At 63.5% G+C, this 23,942-nt stretch carries 18 protein-coding genes, 1 tRNA gene and 2 pseudogenes; 7 read left to right on the top strand and 14 right to left on the bottom strand.

From position 1 onward, the window contains the following. Positions 1 to 24 precede the first annotated feature (24 nt). The 10 genes and pseudogenes from ACF0H6_RS17305 to ACF0H6_RS17260 all read right to left on the bottom strand — a co-directional run bounded on the left by ACF0H6_RS17305 (position 25) and on the right by ACF0H6_RS17260 (position 13,116). The gene (locus tag ACF0H6_RS17305) at positions 25 to 936 is read right to left on the bottom strand and encodes a sugar phosphate isomerase/epimerase family protein (protein WP_395250741.1); all 912 of its coding nucleotides are present in this window, start codon (positions 934 to 936) and stop codon (positions 25 to 27) included. Positions 937 to 1,020: 84 nt separating this feature from the next. After that, on the bottom strand, positions 1,021 to 2,532 hold the full coding sequence (locus ACF0H6_RS17300; RefSeq protein ID WP_395250740.1) for a CoA-acylating methylmalonate-semialdehyde dehydrogenase: 1,512 nt from the start codon (positions 2,530 to 2,532) through the stop codon (positions 1,021 to 1,023). 33 nt (positions 2,533 to 2,565) lie between these two features. Next, positions 2,566 to 4,494 (bottom strand): 3D-(3,5/4)-trihydroxycyclohexane-1,2-dione acylhydrolase (decyclizing), encoded by a 1,929-nt coding sequence (gene iolD, locus ACF0H6_RS17295; protein ID WP_395251350.1) that lies wholly within the window; start codon positions 4,492 to 4,494, stop codon positions 2,566 to 2,568. Between the two features lie 20 nt (positions 4,495 to 4,514). Next, positions 4,515 to 5,444, bottom strand: coding sequence for a deoxyribose-phosphate aldolase (locus ACF0H6_RS17290; RefSeq protein ID WP_395250739.1), 930 nt, complete (start codon positions 5,442 to 5,444; stop codon positions 4,515 to 4,517). Beyond that, positions 5,441 to 6,442, bottom strand: a complete 1,002-nt coding sequence (gene iolC, locus ACF0H6_RS17285; protein WP_395250738.1) for a 5-dehydro-2-deoxygluconokinase — start codon at positions 6,440 to 6,442, stop codon at positions 5,441 to 5,443. The genes ACF0H6_RS17290 and iolC overlap by 4 nt, the downstream gene beginning before the upstream one ends. 200 nt (positions 6,443 to 6,642) lie before the next feature. After that, the gene (locus ACF0H6_RS17280; RefSeq protein WP_395250737.1) at positions 6,643 to 7,047 is read right to left on the bottom strand and encodes a tautomerase family protein; all 405 of its coding nucleotides are present in this window, start codon (positions 7,045 to 7,047) and stop codon (positions 6,643 to 6,645) included. Positions 7,048 to 7,190: 143 nt separating this feature from the next. Further along, complete coding sequence (gene sucD / locus ACF0H6_RS17275; RefSeq protein ID WP_241708187.1) at positions 7,191 to 8,093, bottom strand: succinate--CoA ligase subunit alpha; 903 nt, start codon at positions 8,091 to 8,093, stop codon at positions 7,191 to 7,193. An 11-nt stretch (positions 8,094 to 8,104) separates the two neighbouring features. Next, positions 8,105 to 9,274, bottom strand: coding sequence for an ADP-forming succinate--CoA ligase subunit beta (gene sucC, locus ACF0H6_RS17270; protein WP_395250736.1), 1,170 nt, complete (start codon positions 9,272 to 9,274; stop codon positions 8,105 to 8,107). Positions 9,275 to 9,545: 271 nt separating this feature from the next. Continuing rightward, positions 9,546 to 12,104 carry a DNA helicase PcrA gene (gene pcrA, locus ACF0H6_RS17265; RefSeq protein WP_395250735.1) on the bottom strand — a complete coding sequence of 853 codons (2,559 nt, stop codon included), beginning with the start codon at positions 12,102 to 12,104 and terminating at the stop codon, positions 9,546 to 9,548. Between the two features lie 170 nt (positions 12,105 to 12,274). Continuing rightward, positions 12,275 to 13,116, bottom strand: a pseudogene (locus ACF0H6_RS17260) (inositol monophosphatase family protein). A gap of 33 nt (positions 13,117 to 13,149) precedes the next feature. Between ACF0H6_RS17260 and ACF0H6_RS17255 the strand changes: the two are divergent. Beyond that, positions 13,150 to 13,776: a hypothetical protein gene (locus tag ACF0H6_RS17255; RefSeq protein ID WP_395250734.1), complete on the top strand. Its 627-nt coding sequence runs from the start codon at positions 13,150 to 13,152 to the stop codon at positions 13,774 to 13,776. On the opposite strand, the gene ACF0H6_RS17250 is transcribed toward ACF0H6_RS17255, so the two are convergent. Beyond that, positions 13,762 to 14,844: a hypothetical protein gene (locus ACF0H6_RS17250; RefSeq protein ID WP_395250733.1), complete on the bottom strand. Its 1,083-nt coding sequence runs from the start codon at positions 14,842 to 14,844 to the stop codon at positions 13,762 to 13,764. The two genes, ACF0H6_RS17255 and ACF0H6_RS17250, sit on opposite strands and share 15 nt — an antisense overlap. Before the next feature lie 169 nt (positions 14,845 to 15,013). On the opposite strand from ACF0H6_RS17250, the gene ACF0H6_RS17245 reads away from it, so the two are divergent. Continuing rightward, entirely contained in the window at positions 15,014 to 15,391 is a 378-nt protein-coding gene (locus tag ACF0H6_RS17245; protein ID WP_395250732.1) for a hypothetical protein, read from the top strand. A gap of 108 nt (positions 15,392 to 15,499) precedes the next feature. Here ACF0H6_RS17245 and ACF0H6_RS17240 read toward each other — a convergent pair. The 3 genes and pseudogenes from ACF0H6_RS17240 to ACF0H6_RS17230 form a co-directional block, all read right to left on the bottom strand. Beyond that, positions 15,500 to 17,021: pseudogene (locus ACF0H6_RS17240) on the bottom strand (putative bifunctional diguanylate cyclase/phosphodiesterase). Further along, the gene (locus ACF0H6_RS17235) at positions 17,011 to 17,457 is read right to left on the bottom strand and encodes an STAS/SEC14 domain-containing protein (protein ID WP_395250731.1); all 447 of its coding nucleotides are present in this window, start codon (positions 17,455 to 17,457) and stop codon (positions 17,011 to 17,013) included. Before ACF0H6_RS17235 ends, ACF0H6_RS17240 begins: the two are co-directional and overlap by 11 nt. Positions 17,458 to 17,590: 133 nt before the next feature. After that, a complete protein-coding gene (locus tag ACF0H6_RS17230) occupies positions 17,591 to 18,352 on the bottom strand; it encodes a hypothetical protein (protein WP_395250730.1) in 762 nt (253 codons plus the stop codon). A 127-nt stretch (positions 18,353 to 18,479) separates the two neighbouring features. Here ACF0H6_RS17230 and ACF0H6_RS17225 point away from each other — a divergent pair. The 5 genes from ACF0H6_RS17225 to ACF0H6_RS17205 all read left to right on the top strand — a co-directional run bounded on the left by ACF0H6_RS17225 (position 18,480) and on the right by ACF0H6_RS17205 (position 23,927). Next, positions 18,480 to 18,552, top strand: a tRNA-Arg gene (locus tag ACF0H6_RS17225). Between the two features lies 1 nt (position 18,553). Beyond that, positions 18,554 to 19,009, top strand: coding sequence for a DUF6314 family protein (locus ACF0H6_RS17220; RefSeq protein WP_395250729.1), 456 nt, complete (start codon positions 18,554 to 18,556; stop codon positions 19,007 to 19,009). Further along, positions 19,006 to 19,422 carry an NUDIX domain-containing protein gene (locus tag ACF0H6_RS17215; RefSeq protein WP_395250728.1) on the top strand — a complete coding sequence of 139 codons (417 nt, stop codon included), beginning with the start codon at positions 19,006 to 19,008 and terminating at the stop codon, positions 19,420 to 19,422. The genes ACF0H6_RS17220 and ACF0H6_RS17215 overlap by 4 nt, the downstream gene beginning before the upstream one ends. Positions 19,423 to 19,627: 205 nt before the next feature. Then, positions 19,628 to 23,485, top strand: coding sequence for a response regulator (locus tag ACF0H6_RS17210; RefSeq protein ID WP_395250727.1), 3,858 nt, complete (start codon positions 19,628 to 19,630; stop codon positions 23,483 to 23,485). Beyond that, the gene (locus tag ACF0H6_RS17205; RefSeq protein WP_395251349.1) at positions 23,460 to 23,927 is read left to right on the top strand and encodes a GGDEF domain-containing protein; all 468 of its coding nucleotides are present in this window, start codon (positions 23,460 to 23,462) and stop codon (positions 23,925 to 23,927) included. The genes ACF0H6_RS17210 and ACF0H6_RS17205 overlap by 26 nt, the downstream gene beginning before the upstream one ends. The last annotated feature ends 15 nt before the right edge of the window (positions 23,928 to 23,942 follow it).

Genomic DNA, 23,942 nt, shown 5'->3' with positions numbered 1-23,942 from the left:
CCTTAGGTATCTGAGCTTGCGAGGCTAGTTGACAGCCGTGCGGGAGCCGCACGAGAGCAAGTAGTTGCGGGTGCGCTTGGCGATGGGCATCGGAACGTCGAAGGCCACGGGGTACATGTCCTGTTCCACAATGCCAAAGATCGGGCGGTCAAGTCCTTCAACGGCTTCGATGACTGCACGCAAGTCCGGAAGGCCGTTCGGCGGTTCGGTCATGACGCCGGCCAGGTTGGCGGCCGCCCAGGTCATGTTTTCCTCGTTGACGGTCTTCAGGACCTCCGGGTTGATCTGCTTCAAGTGCAGGTAGCCGATGCGGTCCGGGTAGTTTTTGATCAGCTCCAGGCTGGAGGCTCCGCAATATTCCGCATGTCCGGTGTCCAGGCACAGGTTGAGGTACTGGGGATCCGTCTCGGCGAGCAGGTGTTCGATATCCGCCTGGGCGCCGACGTGGGAATCTGCGTGGGAGTGGAATTGCTGCTTGAGGCCGAAGTCTTCCAGCAACACCTTGCCCATGCGGTTGTGGCCGGCAAACAGATCATTCCACTGTTCCTGCGACAGTTCACCGCTCTCCACGGCCTCGCCGGTGACGTCGTCGCGCCACATGGCCGGAATGACCACGATGTGTTCGCCGCCCATGGCAGCCGTCAGTTCGGCAACCTTGCGTGCGGGCTCCCAGGCTTCCTCGTACTGCGCGGCCCCGCGGTGGAAGGCCGTGAAGACCGTTCCAGCCGTGACTTTGAGGTCGCGCTGCTTGAGTTCCTCGGCGAGGCGGGTGGGGTCATTCGGCAAGTAGCCGTAGGGGCCCAGTTCGATCCACTTGTAGCCGGACTCAGCCACTTCGTCCAGGAAGCGTTCCCAGGAGGTCTGCTTAGGGTCATCCGCGAACCAGACTCCCCAGGAGTCCGGCGCCGTACCGATGATGAGTTTGTTCTCTGTCATTGCTCAATCCTTACCGGAGTTTGTGTACAGCTCGTGCCCCTAAAGCGGCCGTTTAAGGGACACGATCTGTACACAAACTCGGAGCTAGTTGGAGGGGAAGTTGTAGGAGGCGCCGGAGGCGTGGGTGGGTTCGGGCCAGCGGGAGGTGACCACTTTGCCACGGGTGTAGAAGGACACGCCTTCGGGACCATAGACGTGCTTGTCACCGAAGAGCGAGGCCTTCCGGCCGCCGAAGGAGTGGTAGGCCACCGGCACGGGCAGGGGCACGTTGATACCCACCATGCCCACAGTGACGGAGCGCTGGAACTTGCGGGCGTTCGCCCCGGACGAGGTGAAGATGGCCGTGCCGTTGCCGTAGGGGTTGGAGTTGATGAGCTTGATGCCCTCGTCCAGGTCCCCCACACGGACCACCACGAGCACAGGTCCGAAGATTTCCTCGGTGTAAGCTGTCATTTCGGTCTTGACGTGGTCGATCACGGTGGGGCCAACCCAGAAGCCCTCTTCGTGGCCCGGGACCACGAGGTCGCGGCCGTCCACGACCATCGCCGCTCCCGCGGCTTCGGCTTCGGTGACGATCCGCACGATGCGTTCCTTGGAGGCCGGGGTGATGACCGGGCCCATTTCGGCGTCGGGCTCGGTGCCGTTCTTGACCTTCACGGCCAGGGCACGTTCTTCGACCTTCTTGACCAGCAGCTCTGCGGCGTCCCCGACGGCAACCGCGACCGAGATGGCCATGCAGCGCTCGCCTGCGGAACCGAACGCGGCAGCGGCCAGGTGGTCGGCGGCGTTGTCCAGGTCGGCGTCGGGCATGATGATCGCGTGGTTCTTTGCCCCGCCGAGCGCTTGCACGCGCTTGCCGTGCTTGGTTGCCGTCTCGTGGACGTACTGGGCGATGGGGGTGGAGCCGACAAAGGAGATGCCGTCCACGTCCGGGTGGGTCAACAGGCCGTCGACGGTTTCCTTGTCGCCGTGGAGGACCTGGAACACGCCGTCGGGCAGGCCGGCGTCCTTCCAGAGCTTGGCGAGCAGCATAGACGCGGAGGGGTCGCGTTCGGAGGGCTTGAGGATGAAGGCGTTGCCGGTGGCGATCGCCATCGGCGCCATCCAGAGCGGCACCATGACCGGGAAGTTGAACGGGGTGATACCGGCGACCACGCCGAGGGGCTCCCGGAAGGAGAAAACGTCGATGCCGGTGGAAACCTGGTCCGAATAGTCGCCCTTGAGCAACTGCGGGATGCCGCAGGCGAATTCGATGACCTCCAGGCCGCGGCCGATCTCGCCCTTGGCATCGGAGATGACCTTGCCGTGCTCGGCCGTGATCAGGGCCGCGAGTTCATCCACGTGCGAGGCGACGAGTTCACGGAACTTGAACAGCACCGCTGTGCGCCTGGCCAGGGAGAAATCGCCCCACTTTTCCGCCGCGGCCTTCGCAGCGGCCACTGTGGCGTCCAGATCGGCCCGGTTCGCCAAGCGAAGCTGAGCGGACACGGCACCGGTGGCCGGGTTGTAGACCGGCTGGCTGCGATCGCCTGCGCCGGCAGTTTCAACACCGTTGATGAAATGCTTGATGGTGGTCAGGGTGGTCGTCGTCGACATGTGCGGACTTCCTTGTCTGTAGCTTGAAAGGGTCTAGCCGAGCAGTTTGCGCTGGCGGTTCTTGTGGTCGGTGTAGGTCTGGTAGGCCTGTTGGGTGGATTCGAGTTCGGAGACCTGCGAGACGGGCACGTCCCACCAGGATTCGGAGCTCGGGGCGTCCAGCAGGGGGTCCGATTCGACATGGATGACGATCGGTCCGGTGTCTTCCGGGGCGGCCTTCGCGTCGCGGATGGCCTGTTCGAGTTCTGCGATGACCTTCTCGCCCGGTTCGATCCTGATCACCTTCGCGCCGAGGGATTCGGCGTTGAGGGCAAGGTCGATGGGCAGGTTCTCGCCGGCGTCGAAGGAGTGCTGTTGCTTGTCCAGGACCCGGTACTGGGTGCCGAAGCGCTGCGAACCCAGCGACTCGGAGAGCGAGCCGATGGAGGCGTAGCCGTGGTTCTGGATCAAGACCACGATCAATTTGATACGTTCGGCGACGGCGGTGACCAGTTCGGTGTGCATCATCAGGTAGGAGCCGTCCCCCACCATGACCACGACGTCGCGGTCTGCGCCGCCCGCGGCGGCTTCCGCCAGAGCGGCGCGCTTGACGCCCAGGCCACCGGGGATCTCATAGCCCATGCACGAGTAGGCATATTCCACGTGATAGCCGAAGGGATCCCGGACGCGCCACATTTTGTGGAGATCGCCCGGCAGCGAACCGGCGGCGCAGATCACGACGTCGGCCGCGTCCATGGCCCGGTTGGTGGCACCGATGATCTCGTTCTGCGCCGGCAGCGGCGTGAAGCGGGTGTCGAAGGCCGCATCCACGATGCCGTCCCAGCGCTGCTTCTCGGCCGCGATCTTCTGTTCGAGGTCCGCGCCGACGCGGTAGCCGCCCAAGGCCCGGTTCAGCTTGACCAACGCCTTGCGGGCATCGGCGACGATCGGCAGCGTGGTGCCGTGCTTGTAAGCATCGATCGCGGCCACGTTGATGTTGATGAAGCGCACGTCGGGGTTCTGGAATGCCGTGCGCGACGCCGTCGTGAAGTCCTCGTAACGGGTACCGATGCCGATGATGAGGTCAGCCTCGGCGGCGATGGCGTTCGCCGCCGTCGTGCCCGTGGAGCCGATGGCTCCGAGCGAGAACTTGTGGTCCCACGGCAGGACGCCGACGCCGGCCTGGGTGTTGCCTACCGGGATGCCGGTCAGCTCGGCGAACTTCGCGAGTTCTTCGTTGGCGAAGGCGTAGAGGACGCCACCGCCGGCGATGATGAGCGGACGCTTGGCGGCACGGATGGCCTCGGCTGCGCGGCGGATGTCGTCGTCGTCGGCTTCCGGGCGACGGATCCGCCACTCACGCTCGGCGAGGAACTCCTCCGGCACGTCGAGTGCTTCGGCCTGGACATCCTGCGGCAGCGAAATGGTCACCGCTCCGGTCTCGGCCGGGTCCGTCAGGACGCGCAGACCATGGTGGAACGCGGAGAACAGCTGCTCAGGGCGGGAGACCCGGTCGAAGAACTTCGAGAGCGGACGGAAAGCGTCGTTGACTGTGATGTCGTAGGCGTAGGGCAGCTCGAGTTGCTGCAGCACCGGGTCAGCGGCGCGGGTGGCGAAAGTATCGCTCGGCAGCAGCAGGACCGGGAGCCGGTTGGTGGTGGCCAGGGCCGCTCCGGTCAGCAGGTTGCTCGAGCCGGGGCCGATCGAGGTGCTGATTGCGAACGTCTGGCGACGACGGGTGTGCCGGGCATAGCCGACAGCCTGGTGCGCCTGTGCCTGCTCGTTGCGGCCCTGGTAGTACGGCATGATTGCCGGATCAAGCTGCTGGTACTGCTTGAGGGCCTGGCCCACACCGGCTACGTTGCCGTGTCCGAAGATTCCGAAGGTGCCCGGGATGAGGCGCTCCCGGTACTCGCTCCCGCCCACGGTGTCCACGGTGTACTGCTTGGACAGGAACTCGACAACCGCCTGGGCGACCGTCATTCTGCGCGTTGACATTACTCTTACTCCGATACTTTCGCAGGTGTCTTCAGCAGCTCTGGCGTCTTCAAGAGCGAGGCGGCGGTGGCAACGGCCCCGGCCACATCTCCGTCGGCCGGATACAAAAGGGTGCGTCCCACAGTCAGCCCCTGGACTCCAGGCAAGGCAAGCGCGGCCTGCCAGCTGGCGAACACTTCGTCCTGGCCTGCGTCAGGATCCCCGCCCAGAAGGACCGTGGGCAGCGTCGTGGCGGCCATGACGCGTTCCATCTCGGCAACCACCGGCAGCTTCATCCAGGTGTAAGCGCTCGTGGAACCGAGGCCCTGTGCGATCGCTACGGACTTGATGACGGCGTCGGCGGAGAGGTCATTGCGGACCTTGCCGTTTGCCTCGCGAACGGACAGGAACGGTTCCACCATGGCGATGAGCTTGCGCGCCGCGAGGGAGTCCACCGCCTTGGCCGTGGCGTCCAGGATCGACGCCGTATCCGGGTCCCCGAGGCAGATCCGGGTGAGCATCTTCCCGCCATCGGCGCCCAGTGCGTCCAGGGCTGCTGCGGTGTGCCCCGTGAAGCGGTCGTCGATTTCGTTGACCAGCCCTGCGAGCCCTCCGCGGTTCATGGAACCGAAGACGAGCTTGCCCTCCAGGGCTCCGAGGAGCAGCAGGTCATCCATGATGTCCGGCGAGGCCAGAACGCCGTCGACGGCGGGATTCGCCAAGGCGATCTGCAACCGGTCCAGCAGGGTCCGGCGGTCCGCCATGGCCGTCGGATCATTGCCCACCGACAGGGCGCCGCGGGCCGGATGGTCAGCCGCGACGATGAAGTTCTGGACCCCGTACTTCAGGCCCGGGTGGCGACGGCGGGCGGCTGCGGCGCGGGCCACGGCGTCGGGATCCTCAAGCCGAATGGCACTCAGGTGCTCGTACCGGCGGGGGTCATCATTGAAGCTCAACGTGTTGCTCCTTCGGAAACAGCAGAGTCGGTGGTCAGGCGGCCGCGTTCGGTCAGCAACGAGGTGACTTCCTCCGGCGTCGGCATGGCATCGGCGCAGGAGAGCCGGGAGGCGACAATCGCCCCGGCCGCGTTGGCGTAATCCAAGACCCGGGCCAGCGGCCAGCCGGACAGGAGTCCGTGGCAGAACGCCCCGCCGAAAGAGTCACCGGCACCCAGGCCGTTGACGGTCTCAACCGGGACCGGAGCGGAGACAACGCGTTCGGTGCGGGTCTTGGCCATGACGCCTTCGGGGCCGAGCTTGACCACGGCGATCTCGACGCCGGCAGCCAGCAGGCGGTCAGCCTGCTCATCCGGCGTCCCCTCGCCCACAGCGACCGCGCATTCCTTGTCGTTGCCAATGGCGACGGTCACATGGGGCAGAATCTTCGCAACCTCGGCGCGGGCCTCTTCCTCGGAACCCCAGAACATGGGCCGGTAATCCAGGTACAGGATGGTGTACTGGCCGTTTTTGAGGCCGGTGCGGGGACGGGCTTCGTGGGCTGCGAGGTGGGCCGAGCGGCTGGGCTCCTGGCAGAGACCCGTGACGGTGGACCAGAAGATCCCGGCGTTCTCGATTGCCTCCAGGTCCAGTTCTTCGGCCCTGATCTGAAGGTCAGGCGCTGTGGGGAAACGTCCGTAGAAGTACAACGGGAAATCGTGCGGAGGCTGGATCGCGCAGAAGGTAACGGCGGTTTGAAGGCCCGGCACCGGGGTGACAAATGCGTCGTCGACGTTGAACTTGTGCAGCTCGCGGTGCAGGTAGATGCCAAACGGATCATCGCCCGTCCGCGTAATGACCCCGGCGCGGCGGCCATGGCGGGCGGCCGCTACCGCGACGTTGGACGGCGAGCCACCAAGGTACTTCCCGAAAGACTGCACGTCCTCCAGTCCGACCCCAATGTCGTTCGGGTAGATATCAACGCTGATGCGCCCGATCGTGAGCAGTTCGTGGGTCACGGTGATCGCGGACCTTTCTGTTGTGAACTCTTGTTGCGGGACGGTGAGAGCTCCGGTGCTTTGGCCGGCCCGCACGTGAGCGGGGCCACAAGCACTACTTTGCACCAGAATTCATGTCCTGTCAAAGGTTTGTACTGACATATTTACAACGAAACGTAATAGCCTCAACTGATGCTTGAATTCGCACCAAACAGCGGGAGTTACCTCGCTGGAACGGTGAGTTCACCAGTGACATATTGGGCGCGACCAAAGCCGAAGGACCAATCATCAGCCGTGTTTTCCACATAGCCCAGGAAGACGTCCTCACCAGCAATGCCAATCTCGCCGAGCTCTGCGGCGATGGCAGCAAACAAGGACTGCTTGGCTTCGCGGCTCCGTCCGCCCTGCGTGAAAATCTGGATCATGACAACGCCGGAAGTGCGCTCAAAACCAAGACCGGCATCCTGCGCGACGACTTGGCCCTGACCGTGCTCGGTCAGGATGTGGAAATAGTCCCGCTCAGGAATGCCGTACTCGGCGAGGATGGCGCCATGGATGCGCCCGCTGAGGTCCCCGAGCTGCTCGGGAGTGCGGCCTTCGTTGACGTCGATGCGAACGAGCGGCATGGATTCTCCTTCAATAGTTTGTCCTGACATGCTAACAAACTATTTTGAGTGCGCACAAGCTCGCCCGGATGTCCAACAGTTTAAACGACGACGGCGCCCGTCACCTTCGCGTGGAAGGTGACGGGCGCCGTCGGGGGTGTCGCTTAGAGCGTTGCGAAGACCTCGCGGAGCAGCTTGGCGGTCTCGGACGGCGTCTTGCCGACCTTCACGCCTGCTGCTTCGAGAGCTTCCTTCTTGGCCTGTGCGGTACCTGCAGAGCCGGAGACGATGGCGCCTGCGTGGCCCATCGTCTTGCCCTCGGGGGCCGTGAAGCCAGCAACGTAGCCGACAACCGGCTTGGTGACGTTGGCCTTGATGAAGTCGGCTGCGCGCTCTTCAGCGTCGCCACCGATTTCGCCGATCATGACGATTGCCTTGGTCTCCGGGTCAGCCTCGAATGCAGCCAGGGCGTCGATGTGCGTGGTGCCGATGACGGGGTCGCCACCGATGCCGATCGCAGTGGAGAAGCCGAGGTCGCGCAGCTCGTACATCATCTGGTAGGTCAAGGTACCGGACTTGGAAACCAAGCCGATGGGGCCCTTGCCCGTGATGTTTGCCGGGGTGATGCCAACCAGGGCTTCGCCAGGGGTGATGATGCCAGGGCAGTTCGGGCCGATGATCCGGGTGATCTGCTTGCCGTCGGCGTCCACCGTCGCCTGGGCGAGTGCCCAGAATTCGGCGGAATCCTGAACCGGCACGCCTTCGGTGATGACAACAACCAGGCCGATGCCTGCTTCGATGGCTTCAACGACGGCGGCCTTGGTGAATGCGGGCGGAACGAAGACGATCGAGACGTCGGCGCCGGTCTCCGCGATGGCTTCCTTGACGGTGCCGAAAACGGTGATTTCCTTGTCGCCGTGCAGCACCGTGGTGCCAGCCTTACGGGCGTTGACGCCGCCCACAATGTTGGTGCCGGCCTTGAGCATCAGGGCGGTGTGCTTGGTACCTTCGCCACCGGTGATGCCCTGGACGATGACCTTGGAGTCCTTGTTCAGGTAAATGCTCATGTTCGCGTCCCTTACTTCGCTGCGTTGGCGAGCTCGGCGGCCTTTTCGGCGCCCTCGTCCATGGTGGCTGCCAGGGTAACCAGCGGGTGGTTGGCCTCGGCCAGGATGCGGCGGCCCTCTTCGACGTTGTTGCCATCTAGACGGACAACCAGCGGCTTGTTGGCGTTGGTGCCAAGCTCGGCCAGTGCGCCGACGATGCCCTTTGCCACGGCGTCACAAGCGGTGATGCCACCGAAGACGTTCACGAAAACGCTCTTGACCTGCTCGTCACCGAGGATGACATCCAGGCCGGCGGCCATGACCTCGGCGGAAGCTCCACCACCGATGTCCAGGAAGTTGGCCGGCTTGACGTTGCCGTGGTTTTCGCCGGCGTAAGCAACGACGTCGAGGGTGGACATGACAAGACCGGCGCCATTGCCGATGATGCCCACTTCGCCGTCGAGCTTCACGTAGTTGAGGTCCTGCGCCTTGGCCTTGGCCTCGAGCGGGTCAGCGGCGTCCTTGTCCTCGAGTTCCGAGTGGTGGACGTGGCGGAAACTGGCGTTCTCGTCGAGGGAGACCTTGCCGTCGAGGGCAACGATGTCGCCAGCGCCGGTCTTGACCAGCGGGTTAACCTCAACGAGGGTTGCGTCTTCCTTCTTGAAGACATCCCAGAGCTTGAGGATGACGCCGGCAACCTTTCCGCGCAGTTCCTCGGAGAAACCAGCGGCGGCAACGATTTCGTCGGCCTTGGCCTGGTCGATTCCGACGGCGGGATCGATGGCGATCTTGGCGAGTGCGTCCGGGCGCTCTACGGCAAGCTGCTCGATTTCCATGCCGCCTTCAACCGAGCACATGGCCAGGTAGTTGCGGTTTGCCCGGTCCAGCAGGACGGAGAAGTAGTATTCCTCAGCAATGTCGGCGCCCTGGGCGATCATGACCTTGTTGACGGTGTGGCCCTTGATGTCCATACCAAGGATGTTGGTGGCGTGCTCAAGCGCTTCGTCAGCAGACTTTGCGACCTTGACACCGCCAGCCTTGCCACGGCCACCGACCTTTACCTGCGCCTTGACGACGGTGACGCCGCCGATGTTCTCGGCTGCAGCCTTTGCTTCTTCAGGAGTGTGCGCCACGATGCCAGCGAGCACGGGTACACCGTGCGCCTCGAACATATCGCGCGCCTGATATTCAAACAGGTCCACGGTTTAGTGTCCTTCTACGTCGAAGTAGTTTCTGTACAGCCGGAACCACGGTGACCGCGAAAACCGGCTGCGGATAGGTGCGCATCGAACGGCCGCCAGGCAGCCGGTCACATTGCGCAAGTTCCTCTCGAACTTTAGCCCCCTGGGGAGGCCAGCCGGTTCTACAGTACCCGTTAAGTGAGTAACCACACACTTCTATCACGCGTAGAAAAACCGCTATATGACGCGGTTTTCCGGCGCGTCCGGCCCCCGTTGTGCTAGCACAAGACGCTTAGGAATCCAGTTTGGTCAGCGGTGCGTAACGCAACAGCAATCGCTTTTCGCCGACGTCGAACTTGACCTTCGCCACGGTCTTGTCACCGGCGCCTTCAACGCCGATCACCGTGCCGTTGCCGAAGCTGGTGTGGTTGACCTTGTCGCCTACAACAACCGCGACCACTTCCTTTTGCGGCTGAACACGATTGCGTACGACGGCGGCCGGCACGTCGGCGTCGAACCCTGCGGTAGCGCTGGGAGCGGCACCCCGGGAGGTTCCCGCGCCCCAGAAGGATCCGCCGTAACGACCGGAGCCGATGGGGGCGCTCCCCCAGCCCGACTGCCGGGAGGTGCCTTCGCGCTTCCACTCCACGAGATCGGTGGGGATCTCCTCGAGGAATTGGCTGGCAGGGTTGTACTGGCTCTGTCCCCACATGCTGCGGACTTCCGAGCGGGTCACATAGAGGCGCTTTCGCGCCCGTGTGAGGCCCACATAGGCCAGGCGACGCTCTTCCGCCAGCTCCTTGGGATCGGTCGCGGAGCGCTGATGAGGGAAAAGGCCGTGTTCCATGCCGGTCAGGAAGACCACGGGGAATTCCAGCCCCTTGGCCGTGTGGAGGGTCATGAGAGTCACCACGCCCATGCGTTTGGCCTCCTCGACGGCGGCGGCGGCGTCCTCGGAACCCTCCGGCGCATCCGGGATCTGGTCGGCATCGGCCACGAGGGAGACCTGCTCAAGGAACTCGCCCAGCGTGCCCTCAGGGTTGTCACGCTCGTATTCCCGGACCACAGCCACCAATTCGGCGAGGTTCTCGACGCGGGATTCGTCTTGGGGATCGGTGCTGGCACGAAGCCCGGCGAGGTATCCGGTCTGTTCCAAGACCGCTTCGAGGGCAGCCGCAGCGCCCGAGCCGGAAGCCACCTCGGCCAGGTCATCCAGGAGCTTCACGAAACCCAGGACCGCATTCACGGAACGGGTGGCCATACCGGGAGCTTGGTCCGCCTTGCGTGCCGCTGCCATGAAGGAACTGCGTTCACGCTCGGCCAAGGCTGCCACCGCGCCTTCGGCACGATCGCCGATTCCGCGCTTGGGTTCGTTGAGGACGCGGCGCAAATTGACGTCGTCGTCCGGGTTTACCAGGACCCGGAGGTACGCGAGGGCGTCCTTGATTTCCTTGCGCTCGTAGAACCGGGTACCGCCAACCACCTTGTACGGCAGGCCCACGCGGACCAGGACATCTTCGATGGAGCGGGACTGGGCGTTGGTGCGGTAAAAGATGGCTACGTCGCCGGGACGCAGGCCGTCCTCATCCTGGAGTCGGTCGATTTCCTTGGCGATGAACTGCGCTTCGTCGTGCTCGTTTTCACCCACGTAGCCGATGATCTTTTCGCCGTCGCCCTCGGCTGTCCAGAGTTTCTTGTCCGGCCTGTTCGGATTGCGGGAAATGACTGAGTTGGCAGCGCTGAGGATGTTCTGCGTGGAGCGGTAGTTCTGCTCCAACTTGATGGTGCGGGCTTCCGGATAGTCCTTCTCGAACTCGACGATGTTCCGGATGTCCGCGCCGCGGAAGGCGTAGATGGATTGGTCGGAATCACCGACGACGGTCAGCTCGCTCGCTTGCTGGCCCTCGCCGACGATTTCCCGGACCAGGGCGTACTGGGCGTGGTTGGTGTCCTGGTATTCATCCACGAGCACATGCCGGAAACGACGGCGATAAGACTCTGCGAGCGCCGGGAAAGCCCGGAACATGTAGACGGTCTGCGCAATGAGATCGTCGAAGTCCATGGCGTTGGCCTGGCGCAGCCGCTGGGTGTAGCCCTTGAAGACCTCAGCGACGGCTTGCTCGAAAGGTTCGTTGTGGTTGGCGCTGGAAGCGAAGGCGTCGTCGTCAATGAGCTCGTTCTTGAGGGCCGAAATCTTGTGCTGGATGGCTTTGGGCGCGAAGCGCTTGGGGTCCAGGGCCGGGCTTCTGGCCACGAGAGTGATGAGGCGCAGGGAGTCCGCGGAGTCGTAGATCGAGAAGTTCGAGTTCAGCCCCACATTGGCGGCCTCGCGGCGCAGGATACGCACGCAGGAGGAGTGGAAGGTGGAGATCCACATGGTCTTGGCACGGTTGCCCACCAAGGCCTCGATGCGTTCCCGCATTTCCGCAGCAGCTTTGTTGGTGAACGTGATGGCAAGGATCTCGCCGTGGTGGGCGCGACCGGTGGCGATCAGGTAGGCGATGCGGTTGGAGAGCACGCGGGTCTTGCCCGAACCTGCGCCAGCCACAATCAGCAATGGGCTGCCGGCATGTTTGACGGCTTCCTCTTGCTCCGGGTTCAATCCCTCAAGCAGTGCCTCCGCAGACGGCAGCCCGGAGTGGCCCCGGCCCGCCCCGCTGCCGGGCGCGACATCTCCGCCAGCGCCGAAGCTGCCTTCCTGCGCAAGGCGGCGGCCGGCGTCGGGCATGCCGCTTCCCCAGCCCGGCAGGCCGCTTCCGGCGTGCGAGAGCATGGCGGGAGCGTCCTTGGTGGTGGCTCGGCTGGCGGCTTTGAAAGGGCCATCTGCGTATGGGTCAAACAACATATCCATGGTGTTTACCAGTCTAGGCGGTGGCCCTGACACAAAGGGCCGCCCAGCGCCACAGGGGGACATGCCCATTTTTCGCCCACCCCCACTCGCGAGGGACATGCGCAGCCCTGGCCAGCACCACTGGACATAAACGCACTATGTCCACCTCTAGTAACCAGAGGAGAGCATGCTCAGGTAAATTGCGGGACCGAGGTGAGCGCAGCACGGAGCTCGCGGACCGCCGTTGGACCTCCCGCGATGAACCAGTCCAGGCCGTTGACACGCACGACGTCGGTGTCCCCACCTGCCGCGCGGACGATCGCCTTGCCAGGGAGCCAGTCCCACTCGGGGCAGCTGTGCTGGAACCAGCAACCCAGCTCGCCGTCGGCCACCCGGCCGAGATCACAGGAGCCGGATCCGAACATGCGCAGCGAAGCGACCGACACGGCCGCCGCGTGCCACGGCATCGCGGCCCGGGGATCGGCAAGCCAGGTGGGGTGGATGTATGTTGCGGCGCCAAGCTCGCTAATGGCCTTGCTTGACGGGCCGGAGATTCGTTCCTCGTTGAGCGTCGCGGGGTGGCCTTCGCCGCCGGTCCACAGCTTGTCCAGCTCCGGCTGGTAGATCGCACCGAGGATGACCTCGGGATCAGAGGCGATACCGTGTGATGCCGGCAAATCGCGCCTCAAGGCAATCGCCGAGCACCAATACGTGGAGCCATGCAGGAAATTGTAGGTGCCATCCACGGGGTCGATCACCCAAGTGCGGCCGCTGCTTCCCGCCACTGAGCTTCCTTCTTCGCCCAGGATGCCGTCATCCGGGCGGCAGCGGCGCAATTGCTCGAGGACATACGCCTCGGCCGCGTGGTCCGCGGCCGTCACAACGTCCGAAACCGAAGTCTTGCGTTCTCCCTGCAAACCGCCCATCCGCATCAGCAGGGCAAGCTGCCCGGCTTCCCGGACAGGGCCGCAGCCAGTTCGTAGTCGTCAAGCGAAGGGTCAAGTTCTGTAGCGGAATGCCTGCCGGTGGTCATGAGTCCAGCTTATGTGCCGGGATAATGAATGACATGGCCAAGACCCCAGCCCAACGCATCAAGAAGCACGGCGCCAATGCCGCCGTCCCGCAGCACCAGTTGCCGTCGGTGATCAACCCCACCACGCAGCGATCACCGCAGCAGGCACAGAGCAACGCGAGGCTCGTGGTGATTGCCGGAGTGGTGGCCAGCCTCTTCCTGTTTTGGTACGTGCATCTCCTGACCCTGAACCAGATGACGCAATTGTCCGGCGGCATGGCCATGCCCGATTCCCTCATTGGCGGATTCTCCACGGACTACGTCCACCAATTGCACGGCGCCATGACCGACGACGCCCGCGGCCAACTCAGCTACATCCACAAAACCGCCGGAACGCTGTTTCCGCTGATCTTCGGTTTCACGTGGCTTCTGCTGGTCGGCACCAATGTGGCTGGCAAGGCTCTGCGTTGGGCGCTGTGGGCGGCTCCCTTGCTGTTCGCCGTAGTCCGCTTGTGGAGCAACATAGCGGTCGACGCCGCGCTGGGATCCGTAGTGCCCGACGCCGGCCAGGTGGCTTTGGCGTCAACGCTCACCGTTGTGGGCTGGGTGCTGTTCCTGCTGAGCCTTTTGGCCGGCGGTGCGGCCTTGGTACTGGGGCGGCGGCGTTCAAAAACTGCCTAAGCGGCTGACTGGCGCTCTGCGCCGCGCTACTCCTGTTGAGAACGCAGGCTCCGGAGAGAGCATCTCCCGGGCCTGGAGTGCACGCTGATGGGCGCCGGCTTTGTCGAAGCGATCAGCCGCTTCTATAAGGCTTTCCTTCGCCTCTTGCTCACGCCCGGTATCGGCTTGGGCGCGCGCCATCAGGAGGAATATTTCCCCTGCGATCTGCGATGGCAGCTGATCGGCGGAGCCACTGATTTCCTCCAGTAGCTCAAGCGCCGCTCCGGCATCTCCCGCCAAATAGTTCCAATGTGCGCGGTTAAGTCGAAGCAGGAGAATTTCCTCTTCGCTGCCTCCCACGACATCCGTGGCAAGTTCCGCCCGTTCAATGCACCGGAGGGTCGCCGCATCCGCCACTTCTGCAGCCAGCCTCATCGCGGCGGATGCTTTGTTGAACTTGGCCCACACATCGAGGTTCCGGGACGGCGAGAAAGTTTCGGCAGCAAGCTCGTGGTACTGGAGCCCTTCCTCGACTTTGTCGCAAAGGAACGCAACATTGCCGATCACCCAGTACGCCTTGCCCGCCAACTGGTCATCCATCTCATCGGAGATTCTTGCCGAGAGAGACAAGCATTCCTTCCAAGCCTCTTCAAGCTTGCCGGACTCACCAAACGCAGCGATTAGCGCCTGCCGTGCGTGAACGTCGATTTCCATGTCCTCGTCGTCGTCGACTAGTCCAACTGCCGACGCCGCGGCCCGGGTGGCCATCTCCAAGAGCCCTTCGCTCCGAAGGGAGTTCGCCATCAAGGTCAACGCCCGGGCACGATGTTGGGGCGAAGCGATAGCCAGTGAGGCCTCCGAGAGGGCCTGGGCCAACGTGGTGCACTCGGCGAAATCGCCGGCGTCCAGAAGATTCTCTGCTTGAAGGAAAGTCATGTTCCACCACCCCGCGGAATCGCCTTCGTCCCGCGCCATGCCGGCAGCTGAGCGCGCCCCATCGGCGGCCTTGGTGAAGTCATGGCTGGCCCGGTGACCCCTTGCCTCAAGTTCCACTTCGGCGTACGAGGGCGCGACTTTCTTTTCTCGCATGGTTCCATTATGTCCCGAGGCGCCCGGTCAATGGCGCGGGCACGTATTTAGCATCTTTCCGGGCGAGGTGACTTAGCACTCGTGACACGGCGTGTCGTTACTCTTATAATGAGCGTGCTTCACTTCGTTCACTTCAGTCTCAGCAGTCACATAAATCAGGAGCTTCCGCATGAAAAGAACCATCGCCGCTCTCGTTGCTGCCACAGCAATCCTGTTCGCCGGAATCACCGGCTCGGCAGCATTGTCCGCCAGCAGCCAGAGCCCCTCGCAGGACTCGTCGTCGGTAGCCATTGGCTGGTGGCCGAACGTCGCCAAGAACTCAGCCCATGCAATTGGCTGGTGGCCCAACGCAACCACCCAGGTCACGCCGCAGGCAATTGGCTGGTGGCCCAACGCAACCACCCAGGTCACGCCGCAGGCAATTGGCTGGTGGCCCAACGCAACCACCCAGGTCACGCCGCAGGCAATTGGCTGGTGGCCCAACGCAACCACCCAGGTCACGCCGCAGGCAATTGGCTGGTGGCCCAACTCCACCCCCGCCAACTAGTAGCAACTACTGACTAGTAGCGGCAACAAGTAGCGGCAACAGAAGGGCACCGGACCTCGGTCCGGTGCCCTTTCTGCTGCTCGCACATTCGTTGAGGATCAGGTTCGCTCAAGTGCCCCGCAGTAGTTCCGCGAATTTTTCCGGCGCCATGGGTCGGCCAAAGTAATATCCCTGACCACTGGCGCAGCCAAGCCGGGCAAGCTCTGCCGCCTGCTCCGCCGTTTCGATGCCTTCGGCGACGGCCTGCATCCCACACGCGTGGATGAGTTGGAGAACTGCCGCCACAAAGTCCCGCTCTTTGTCATCCGTCCCCAGGCCTTGGATCAGGGAGCGGTCGATCTTGACCACATTGACGGGCAGGCTGCGTAGATAGCTGATGGACGAATACCCGGTGCCGAAGTCGTCGATCTCCAAGCGGATCCCCAAGCGCCGGAGGCCAGTCAGCGAGTATCTGTCGATGTCGCTTCCGTTGACTGCCATCGACTCCGTGAGTTCGATGACCAGCCTTGATGCCTCCACCCCGGTTTCGGCAAGTACTTCCCGCACATGCTCGATCAATTCCAGGCTTTGCAGTTCGGTTGTCGAAATATTGACCCGCATGCTGAAGTCATGGTCGACCCCTGGACCATCCTGCCACTCGCGCAGTTGCCGCATGGCGTGGCGGAGGACCCAATAGCCGAGATCGATGATGATGCCTGTTTCCTCGGCCAGGGGAATGAACGCATCCGGCATCAGCAACCCCCTGGCGGGGTGGTTCCACCGCACCAGGGCTTCGGCGCCCTCTATCCGGCCCGAGCCCAACTCGACCACCGGCTGGTAGTGGAGAACTAGCTGATCAGTCCGGATGGCTTCACGCAGCTCCGAGATCATGAGGCCTTGAAGCCGGCGCGCATACAAAAGAGCCGGCTCGAAAACCTTGACGCTGCTCCGCTGCTCAGCTTTTGCGGCATACATGGCCGTATCGGCTTCCATGACGAGATCGTCCACTGACTGCCCCGCCTCGGCAACCCGGAGCCCCACACTCGTTCCACAGACGATCCGGACTTCGCCAATGTCGATGCCCTCGCCCACGGCCCGGAGGATGCGTTTAGCGACCCCGCGAGCGTGTGCTGCATTGGATTTGGGCAGCATGACGGCGAATTCATCACCGCCGAGCCTTGGCCACCATGTCGGTATCGCGGACCGCGGCGAGCAGGCGCCGGGCAGTGACTTTCAAGACGGTGTCCCCTGCGCTGTGCCCCAACGTGTCGTTGACCCCCTTGAAGGAGTTCAAGTCCAAAACGAGCAACGCGGGAGGCAGTTCGCCGCGCTCCGCTTCGAGGAGCTCGTAACTCAATGCCCTGTCGAGCGCCGTGCGGTTGGCCAGCTGGGTCAGCGGATCAGTGAGCGCCATGCGTTCGAGTTCGATCTGAGCCTCGCGCAACATGGCGGTGCGGTTCTCGACCCGTTCCTCGAGCTCCTGGTAAATAGCTTGAAGATCGTCAGCCATGAGGTTGATCCCGGTGATGACGGCAGCCACTTCATCGCGCGGACCGGAAACCGGGATCCTCGTGCTGAGGTCGCCGTCCGCGATCCGGACTACCCCTTCAACGAGGGCAAGGAGCCGAGGGTCCTGAGGCTCAGGATTCACGGTGGTGCTCTCTCAACCAGTCACGCGCTTCTGCCTCGGAAGTGAAGAACCGACCTGGTACGGCACCGGGCTTCGCACGCAAGAGGAAGTGCGCAATCACCCTGTCCACCGGGCTCTCCCCCAGCAAGGCGCATGCCGATACAACCACGGAGTTCGTGTAGGCCAAGCGCGCGTCGTCCGTGACGGATAGCACTCCGGTCACGGTCATCAGTACGGGCAGCTTATGCCCGTCCGCGATCGCGCGGACGGCGGCCGCGGCCGCGCGGGCTTCCGGTGAGCGGACAACCGCGTTGGGCGGCAGGATGACGTCCACGATGCCATCTTCCGCCAAGCTGACTTTGATTGAAGCAGCATCAGCGAAGCCCTCTTCCGGCTGAGCATCCAACGCGTCGTCGGGAAGCCGTGAATCGTGGACGGGGAGTGCCTGGGCGGTCATGGGTCCTATGTTCTGCCGTGTCGATCAATCAAGTCTGCGCCAAAACTGCGTGGAACCCTCAGCCCGGCGCCATTCCGGTGAGTGCACTCATGATAATGCACACACTCACTCACATGAGGCTACCCGGGAGACATCAGTGTTTCGCGAACCGCGCCGTCCGCCGCACTTCCCGGACCCTTTGCGCTACCACTAGCCCGGCAGCGCAAAATCCGATGGTGATCGGATAGCCCATCAGCCGTTCCAAGGTTCCAGGCTCCGGGACATCCATCCGGGTCAGGCCACCCACCACGAGCGCGCCAAATGACACCGTTCCGCACACCAGAATGAACCAACTCATCCGCGTGTGCGGCAGCCACAGCAGTCCGAGCCCCACCAACGCCAGTGCCCCGCCCCCGAAGAACATGAGCGCGCCGGTGAGATGCCAGGGGGACCTGAGGTCCTCCGGCACAAAACCCACAATGACAGTCCCCAGCCCGGAGACACCTGTCAGGGCGCGGATCGCGACGGCGGTGGCCCACGCCTTGCGGTACGCGGCACCTTGCTGGATGCGGAGACCGGGACGGGCAGCTATGCACAGGAGCGCGGAACTGAGCAGGAGTGCCCCGAACAGCATTCCAAGGCCCTGCACCACGAAGGACGTATTCATCAGCACATGCAGTGGAGAACATACGTTGCGCTGTTCGTAAACGCCGCAGTTGATCGCGCCAAGATCGCTGATGAAGCCGGTCCGGCGGTGGTACGCCTCGGGTCCACGCCAGGCCTCGATCACCGCCGATTCAGCCACGAAATACTGCACCACGCTCAACTGTGCCCAGCCGCCGATGTTCGAGCGGACGGTGGCGAGGTCCGGGAGGTAGCCGCCGGGCGCTTCGGGCACGGTCATCTGCTCTCTCATCCGGCCAGCCTAGCGCCGGATGCCGCAGTGGTGCCTGATGCCAATGTTCCGGGGCCCGCCCGGCAGCTTGTATGCTTGTATGCGTGCCCGGCCAGCGGCCCCCAGGGGCTTCCTAGCAGGCGCACAAGCCCTCGTAGCTCAGTGGATAGAGCACGGCTCTCCTAAAGCCGGTGTCGTTGGTTCGATTCCAATCGAGGGCACTTGAAAGACCAACTGCGCGAATCGTCACCGACGCAAGACCTGCGGGCATACCTGCAAGGCTCCTGGACCGTGGATCGGTCCCTCTGGGACCGGGCGAGCGGCACCCGCGGCACCTTTACCGGCGTCGTGCGCTATTCCGAAACGCCCGACGGCGGCCTCCTCCTTCGTGAGGACGGCACCATGTCCTGGCCTACGCACACCGGGCCGGCCTTCCGCGAATATCTCCTGCGGCCCGCGGAATCGCCTGCGGCCCTGGACGTCTACTTCCCGGATGGCAAACCCTTCCACCGCATGAGCTTTACTGGCAGCGCGAATGAGGACCGGCACTGGTGCGATCCCGATGACTACCGGGTAAACTACCGCTGGGATGGGCCGGATGCTTTCAGCTACGCCTGGGACGTCCACGGGCCGGCCAAGGACCTGCTGCTGGAATCCCGGCTCAGGAGAGAGCAATGACCCAGGACAGCCCGGCCAAGGACCTGATCGTCGTCAGCGCGGTCTGCGTATACGACGACGCCGGGCGTCTGCTCACGGTGCGCAAACGCGGGACTAACAAGTTCATGCACCCGGGAGGCAAGCCCGAACCTGGTGAAACCGCGGCGGAAGCAGCATCCCGCGAGCTGGCCGAGGAAGTCGGAATCGACGTCGGTCCCGCGGACCTGGAGCCCTTGGGTGTCTGGCTCGCCGTCGCCGCCAACGAGGCAGCTACGGATATCGAGGCCACCGTGTTCACCGCCCCGGGCACGTGGGACGCCCATCCCTCGGCCGAGATCGCAGAGATCCGCTGGCTGGACCTCAGCGCTGAACTTCCGGACGATCTGGCCCCGCTCCTGACGGACCACGTCCTGCCCCTGCTTGCGCAAAAGTAGGAGCCTCCGGCCGCGGCAATTCGGGGCCGGACAGGGCGCCGGACAGGGCGCCGGATAATTTGCGTGGCGAGAATACTTAATATTCCCCGTATTGCCTCCCATAACCAGTGGAGCTTTTAAGCTGGTGGTGGCAAGGTTTGTCTTAACTTAATCCAGGTCTGCACTTAATTCAGGTCTGCATTGTCAGGTCCAGCTGGGGGATCGCATGCAATCTCTTGACGAGCGCCGCGACGCTTTGTCTTTCTCCATGAGCGGGCAACGCAGGTCAAGGCCCGCTCTCGTGTGGACGGCTGTTGCCGCAGGGGCGGCATTGATTGTCCTGGCCCTTGTCCTCGGGGCGAACCAAGGCACCTCGGCAGCGCAGTCAACCGGGGATCTCGCCATCCTGGCGGCCGTGCTGCTCGCCACTGTCAGTTGCGCCCGGGCAGCACGGCGCAAAGACGAAAGCTCCCGCGCGTGGTGGGTCATGGCACTCGCCACCCTTGTCTGGGCCATAGCTCAATCGATCTGGACCTTCTTCGGGCTCACGAGGGATCACAACTACCCCTATCCCTCGCTGGCCGACGCGGGCTTCGTCGGATACGCGGTCCCCGCCGCGATCGCCGTCTATCTGTTCCCGCGTCCCCGGGTTTCCAAGGTTGCTTTCTTGCGGACACTCCTGGACGCTGCTGTGATCGCCTCGGCGGTGCTTTTCATGAGCTGGGCCACTGTGCTCGGATCAATGGTCAAGGCTGAAGGGCAGGAGCCCCTAGTCCGCATCACAGGCCTTGCCTATCCGGTTGCGGATATCATCATGGTCTCCATCGTCCTGGTGCTCACCATGCGGAGGGCCCCGGGCGAACGTCTCAGGTGGGTCTGCCTGGGTGGCGGGCTCCTCATCTTGGCGATCACTGACAGCACCTACGTGGACCTGACTTCCGACGGCGTCACCGGGGTGACCGGGACACCGCTGGCCTTGGGCTGGATCGCAGCCTTCCTGCTGATCGCCGTCGCTCCGCTTGTCCCCTATGGCCGACGTCCGCGGCAGGACCGACGCATCTACACGCTTGCCTTGGAACTCCTCCCCTATGTCCCCGTCTTCGGCGCAGTCATGGTGGCTCCCATACGCGTCGGGCGTCCCAGCGATCCCTTCCTTCAGGCCGTCGGACTTACCGTCCTTGCCCTGGCCGTTACCCGCCAGGTACTCATGATCCTGGAAAACATCAGCCTCACTCGGGATCTCGAATCCAAGGTTGCTCAGCGCACGGCGGAACTTGAAGGCCTGGGCGCGATCGTCAACTCCTCAGCAGATGCAATCGTCGGCAAGACCGTGGACGGCGTCATCACCAGTTGGAACCCCGGGGCCGAACGAATCTACGGGTACAGCGCCGCCGAGGCCATTGGACGGCATGTTTCAATCATCATTCCGGAGCACCTCCGCGCGGAGGAAGAAGAGCTCTTGGCAGCGATCGGAGCCGGGAAGGAAACCCACAGCTTCGAAACAGAACGGGTCCGGAGCGACGGCTCCATCGTGCCCGTCTCCCTGACGTTGTCTCCGATCCGCGGCACTAGCGGCGTCCATGGAGTCGCAGCGATAGCCCAGGACATCACAGAGCGCCGGATCGCACAGGCAGAACTGGTGACTGCCCGTGAAGCCGCCGAAGAATCCAGCCGCTTGAAATCGGAGTTCCTGGCGACCATGAGCCATGAAATCCGCACCCCGATGAACGGCGTGATTGGACTGACCGGATTGCTGCTGGACACTCCTTTGGAAGATAGCCAGCGCCAATATGCCGAGGGAGTCAAGGGTGCGGGCGAAGCCCTCCTGACCCTGATCAACGACATTCTGGACTTCTCGAAACTCGAAGCGGGCAAGGTCGACCTGGACCCCGCTCCGTTCAATCCACGCACCCTCGTGGAGGAGCTCGCAGCCCTCCTGGCTGAGTCCGCACAGGCCAGAGGCCTGGAACTGATCGCGTACTGCCGGCCGGAAGTTCCGGCGATGCTGGTGGGCGACGCCGGGCGCATCAGGCAGATTTTGCTCAACCTCGCGTCAAACGCAGTGAAGTTCACACCCGCGGGGGAAGTCGTCATCAGCGTGCGGGTGGTGGAAAACGGTGCCAGGAATGTTCGGGTGCGCTTCGAAGTCCGGGACACCGGGATCGGAATCGATCCCGGTGATCATCTCAGGCTCTTCGAATCGTTCTCACAGGCAGACGCCTCGACCACCCGGCGATACGGCGGAACAGGCCTGGGACTGGCGATCTCACGGAGGCTGACCGAGGTAATGGGCGGCGAGATCGGGGTGGACAGCACCTTGGGAAACGGCAGCACTTTCTGGGCCACCCTTCCTTTGGAAGTGTCGAGTCCTGCCACGGTTCCGCCGTCGGTCTCTCCGGATCAGCTGACGGGCCTCCGGGTCCTGGTGGTGGATGACAACGCGACCAACCGGCTGGTACTCGAGACGCAATTAGCCGCCTGGCGGATGAATCCGGAGGCGGTGGGCGACGCCCAACAGGGGTTGGAACGCTGCCGCGAGGAGGCTGCGGCCGGACGGCCGTTCGACATTGCCGTGCTCGACATGATGATGCCCCACATGAACGGGCTCGAACTCGCCCACATACTCAGCGCCGACGTCGCGCTGGAATCGACCCGGATCATCATGCTGACCTCCACCATGAATGTGGACAAGTCCGAACTCGCGGCCGCCGGGGTCCAGCAGTGGCTGACGAAGCCCGTGCGCAGTTCCGAATTCTACGATCGGCTGATGCGTCTTGTGGCGACCCGTCCGGTTGCTGCTCCGGTTAATTCCCCGGTGGCGACGGTGGTGCCGGTAAGTATTAGCCAGCCTTCGCGCGGGCTGATCCTGGTTGTTGAGGACAATGAGGTCAATCAGCTCGTGGCCCGGAGCATGGTCGCGAAGCTTGGGTACGAAGCCGACGTTGTAGCTGACGGAAGCGAAGCAGTTGCCGCCACTGCAGCCACCGAGTACGCAGCCGTCCTCATGGACTGCCACATGCCCGTCATGGACGGTTTCGAGGCCACCAAGGCCATCCGCGCGCGGCAAAATGGCCGCAGGAAGCTCCCGGTCATCGCCATGACAGCCGGCGCCCTGGATGAGGACCGCGAGCGTTGCCTCGCCGCTGGCATGAACGACTATCTCACCAAACCCGTGGACGTGGACAAGCTCGAACAGGTCCTCGCCAGGTGGATACCTGCACCCTCGATAAAGGCAAACACCGAGCCCGCCCTCGATCCCGCGCGGCTGGAAACATTGCGTGACCTCGGACCGGCGGATGGGCTGGGGCTGCTGCCTGCCGCGGCCCACGCTTTCCGGGAGGACATCCAGCCCAGCCTGGAAGCCCTCCGCCAAGCCTTGGACAACGGAGGCGGCGAGGCCTTCAGGCAGATAGTCCATAAGCTGAAGGGCGCAGCAGCCAACATTGGAGCCACCCGCGCAGCGAGAATGTGCGAGGAAATGGAACGCAGATCACTCAAGGCGGAGAGCGTTGATCCCGCACTTCTCGCCGAACTTGAAGCCGAGCTGACCCTGGTTGACGCAGGCATTGGACCGTGCCCTCTCGGTGTCCCCATGAAAGTGCTGGTGGCAGACGACGACTTCGGTTCGCGTTTGGTCGCGAAGGCCGCCGTGGAGCGGTCAGGACATGAGTGCATCGTGGCCGCGGACGGAAATTCCGCCTGGGAGCTGTACAAGCAACACCGGCCGCAGGTTGTCGTGACGGACCTGATGATGCCCGGACTCGATGGACTCGAGCTCTGCCGGGCCATCCGCTCCGTGGAAGAGGATTCCTACACGTATCTCGTCCTTGTCACTTCGAAGGATTCACGGGACGACGTCGTCGCAGGCATGCATGCGGGTGCCGACGACTACGTTGCGAAGCCACTTGACCCTTTCGCGCTGCATACCCGGCTTCTGGTGGCGCAAAGGGTGACGTCGCTGCACACGGACCTTGCCCGCTACCGCGCCGCCCTCGCGGAACAAGCCCGGACCGATCCCCTGACGAAGCTCCATAACCGCCTGAGGCTCTCGGAAGGACCTGGATCAGCTGCACCATCAGAGTGAGCGCTACGGAACCGACTACAGCCTGGCCATCTGCGACGTGGACAATTTCAAGAAGTACAACGACATTTATGGCCACCCGGCGGGCGATTCCGCGCTGCAGGCAGTTGCGGACTCGTTGGCCAGCCATGGGCGGGAAAGCGACGGAATCTACCGCTTCGGCGGTGAAGAATTCATCTTCCTCCTGCCGGGCCAGACGCCATCCGGGGCGGAAACAAGGCTGGTCCGTGCGCTGGAGGCGGTACGGAACCTAGGCATTGCGCATTCCGGGAACCCCTCGGGCACGCTGACTCTCAGCGCGGGGCTTTCGGCCTATCTGCCGGGCCACCGGGTCAGCAGTGAACGGCTCCTCAAAGAGGCCGACATGGCTTTGTATTCGGCCAAAGCCGCAGGGCGGAACCGCTTGGAAGTTGCTCCGGAAGTTCGCCACATCGTCCGGAGCTGAACCTCACAGCACGCT

The organism is Arthrobacter sp. NA-172 (genome assembly GCF_043952055.1).
In the GTDB taxonomy this organism is placed as follows: Bacteria; Actinomycetota; Actinomycetes; order Actinomycetales; family Micrococcaceae; genus Arthrobacter.
Note: the sequence above shows the minus strand (reverse complement) of the source record. Positions and strands in the feature narration are given on the sequence as shown.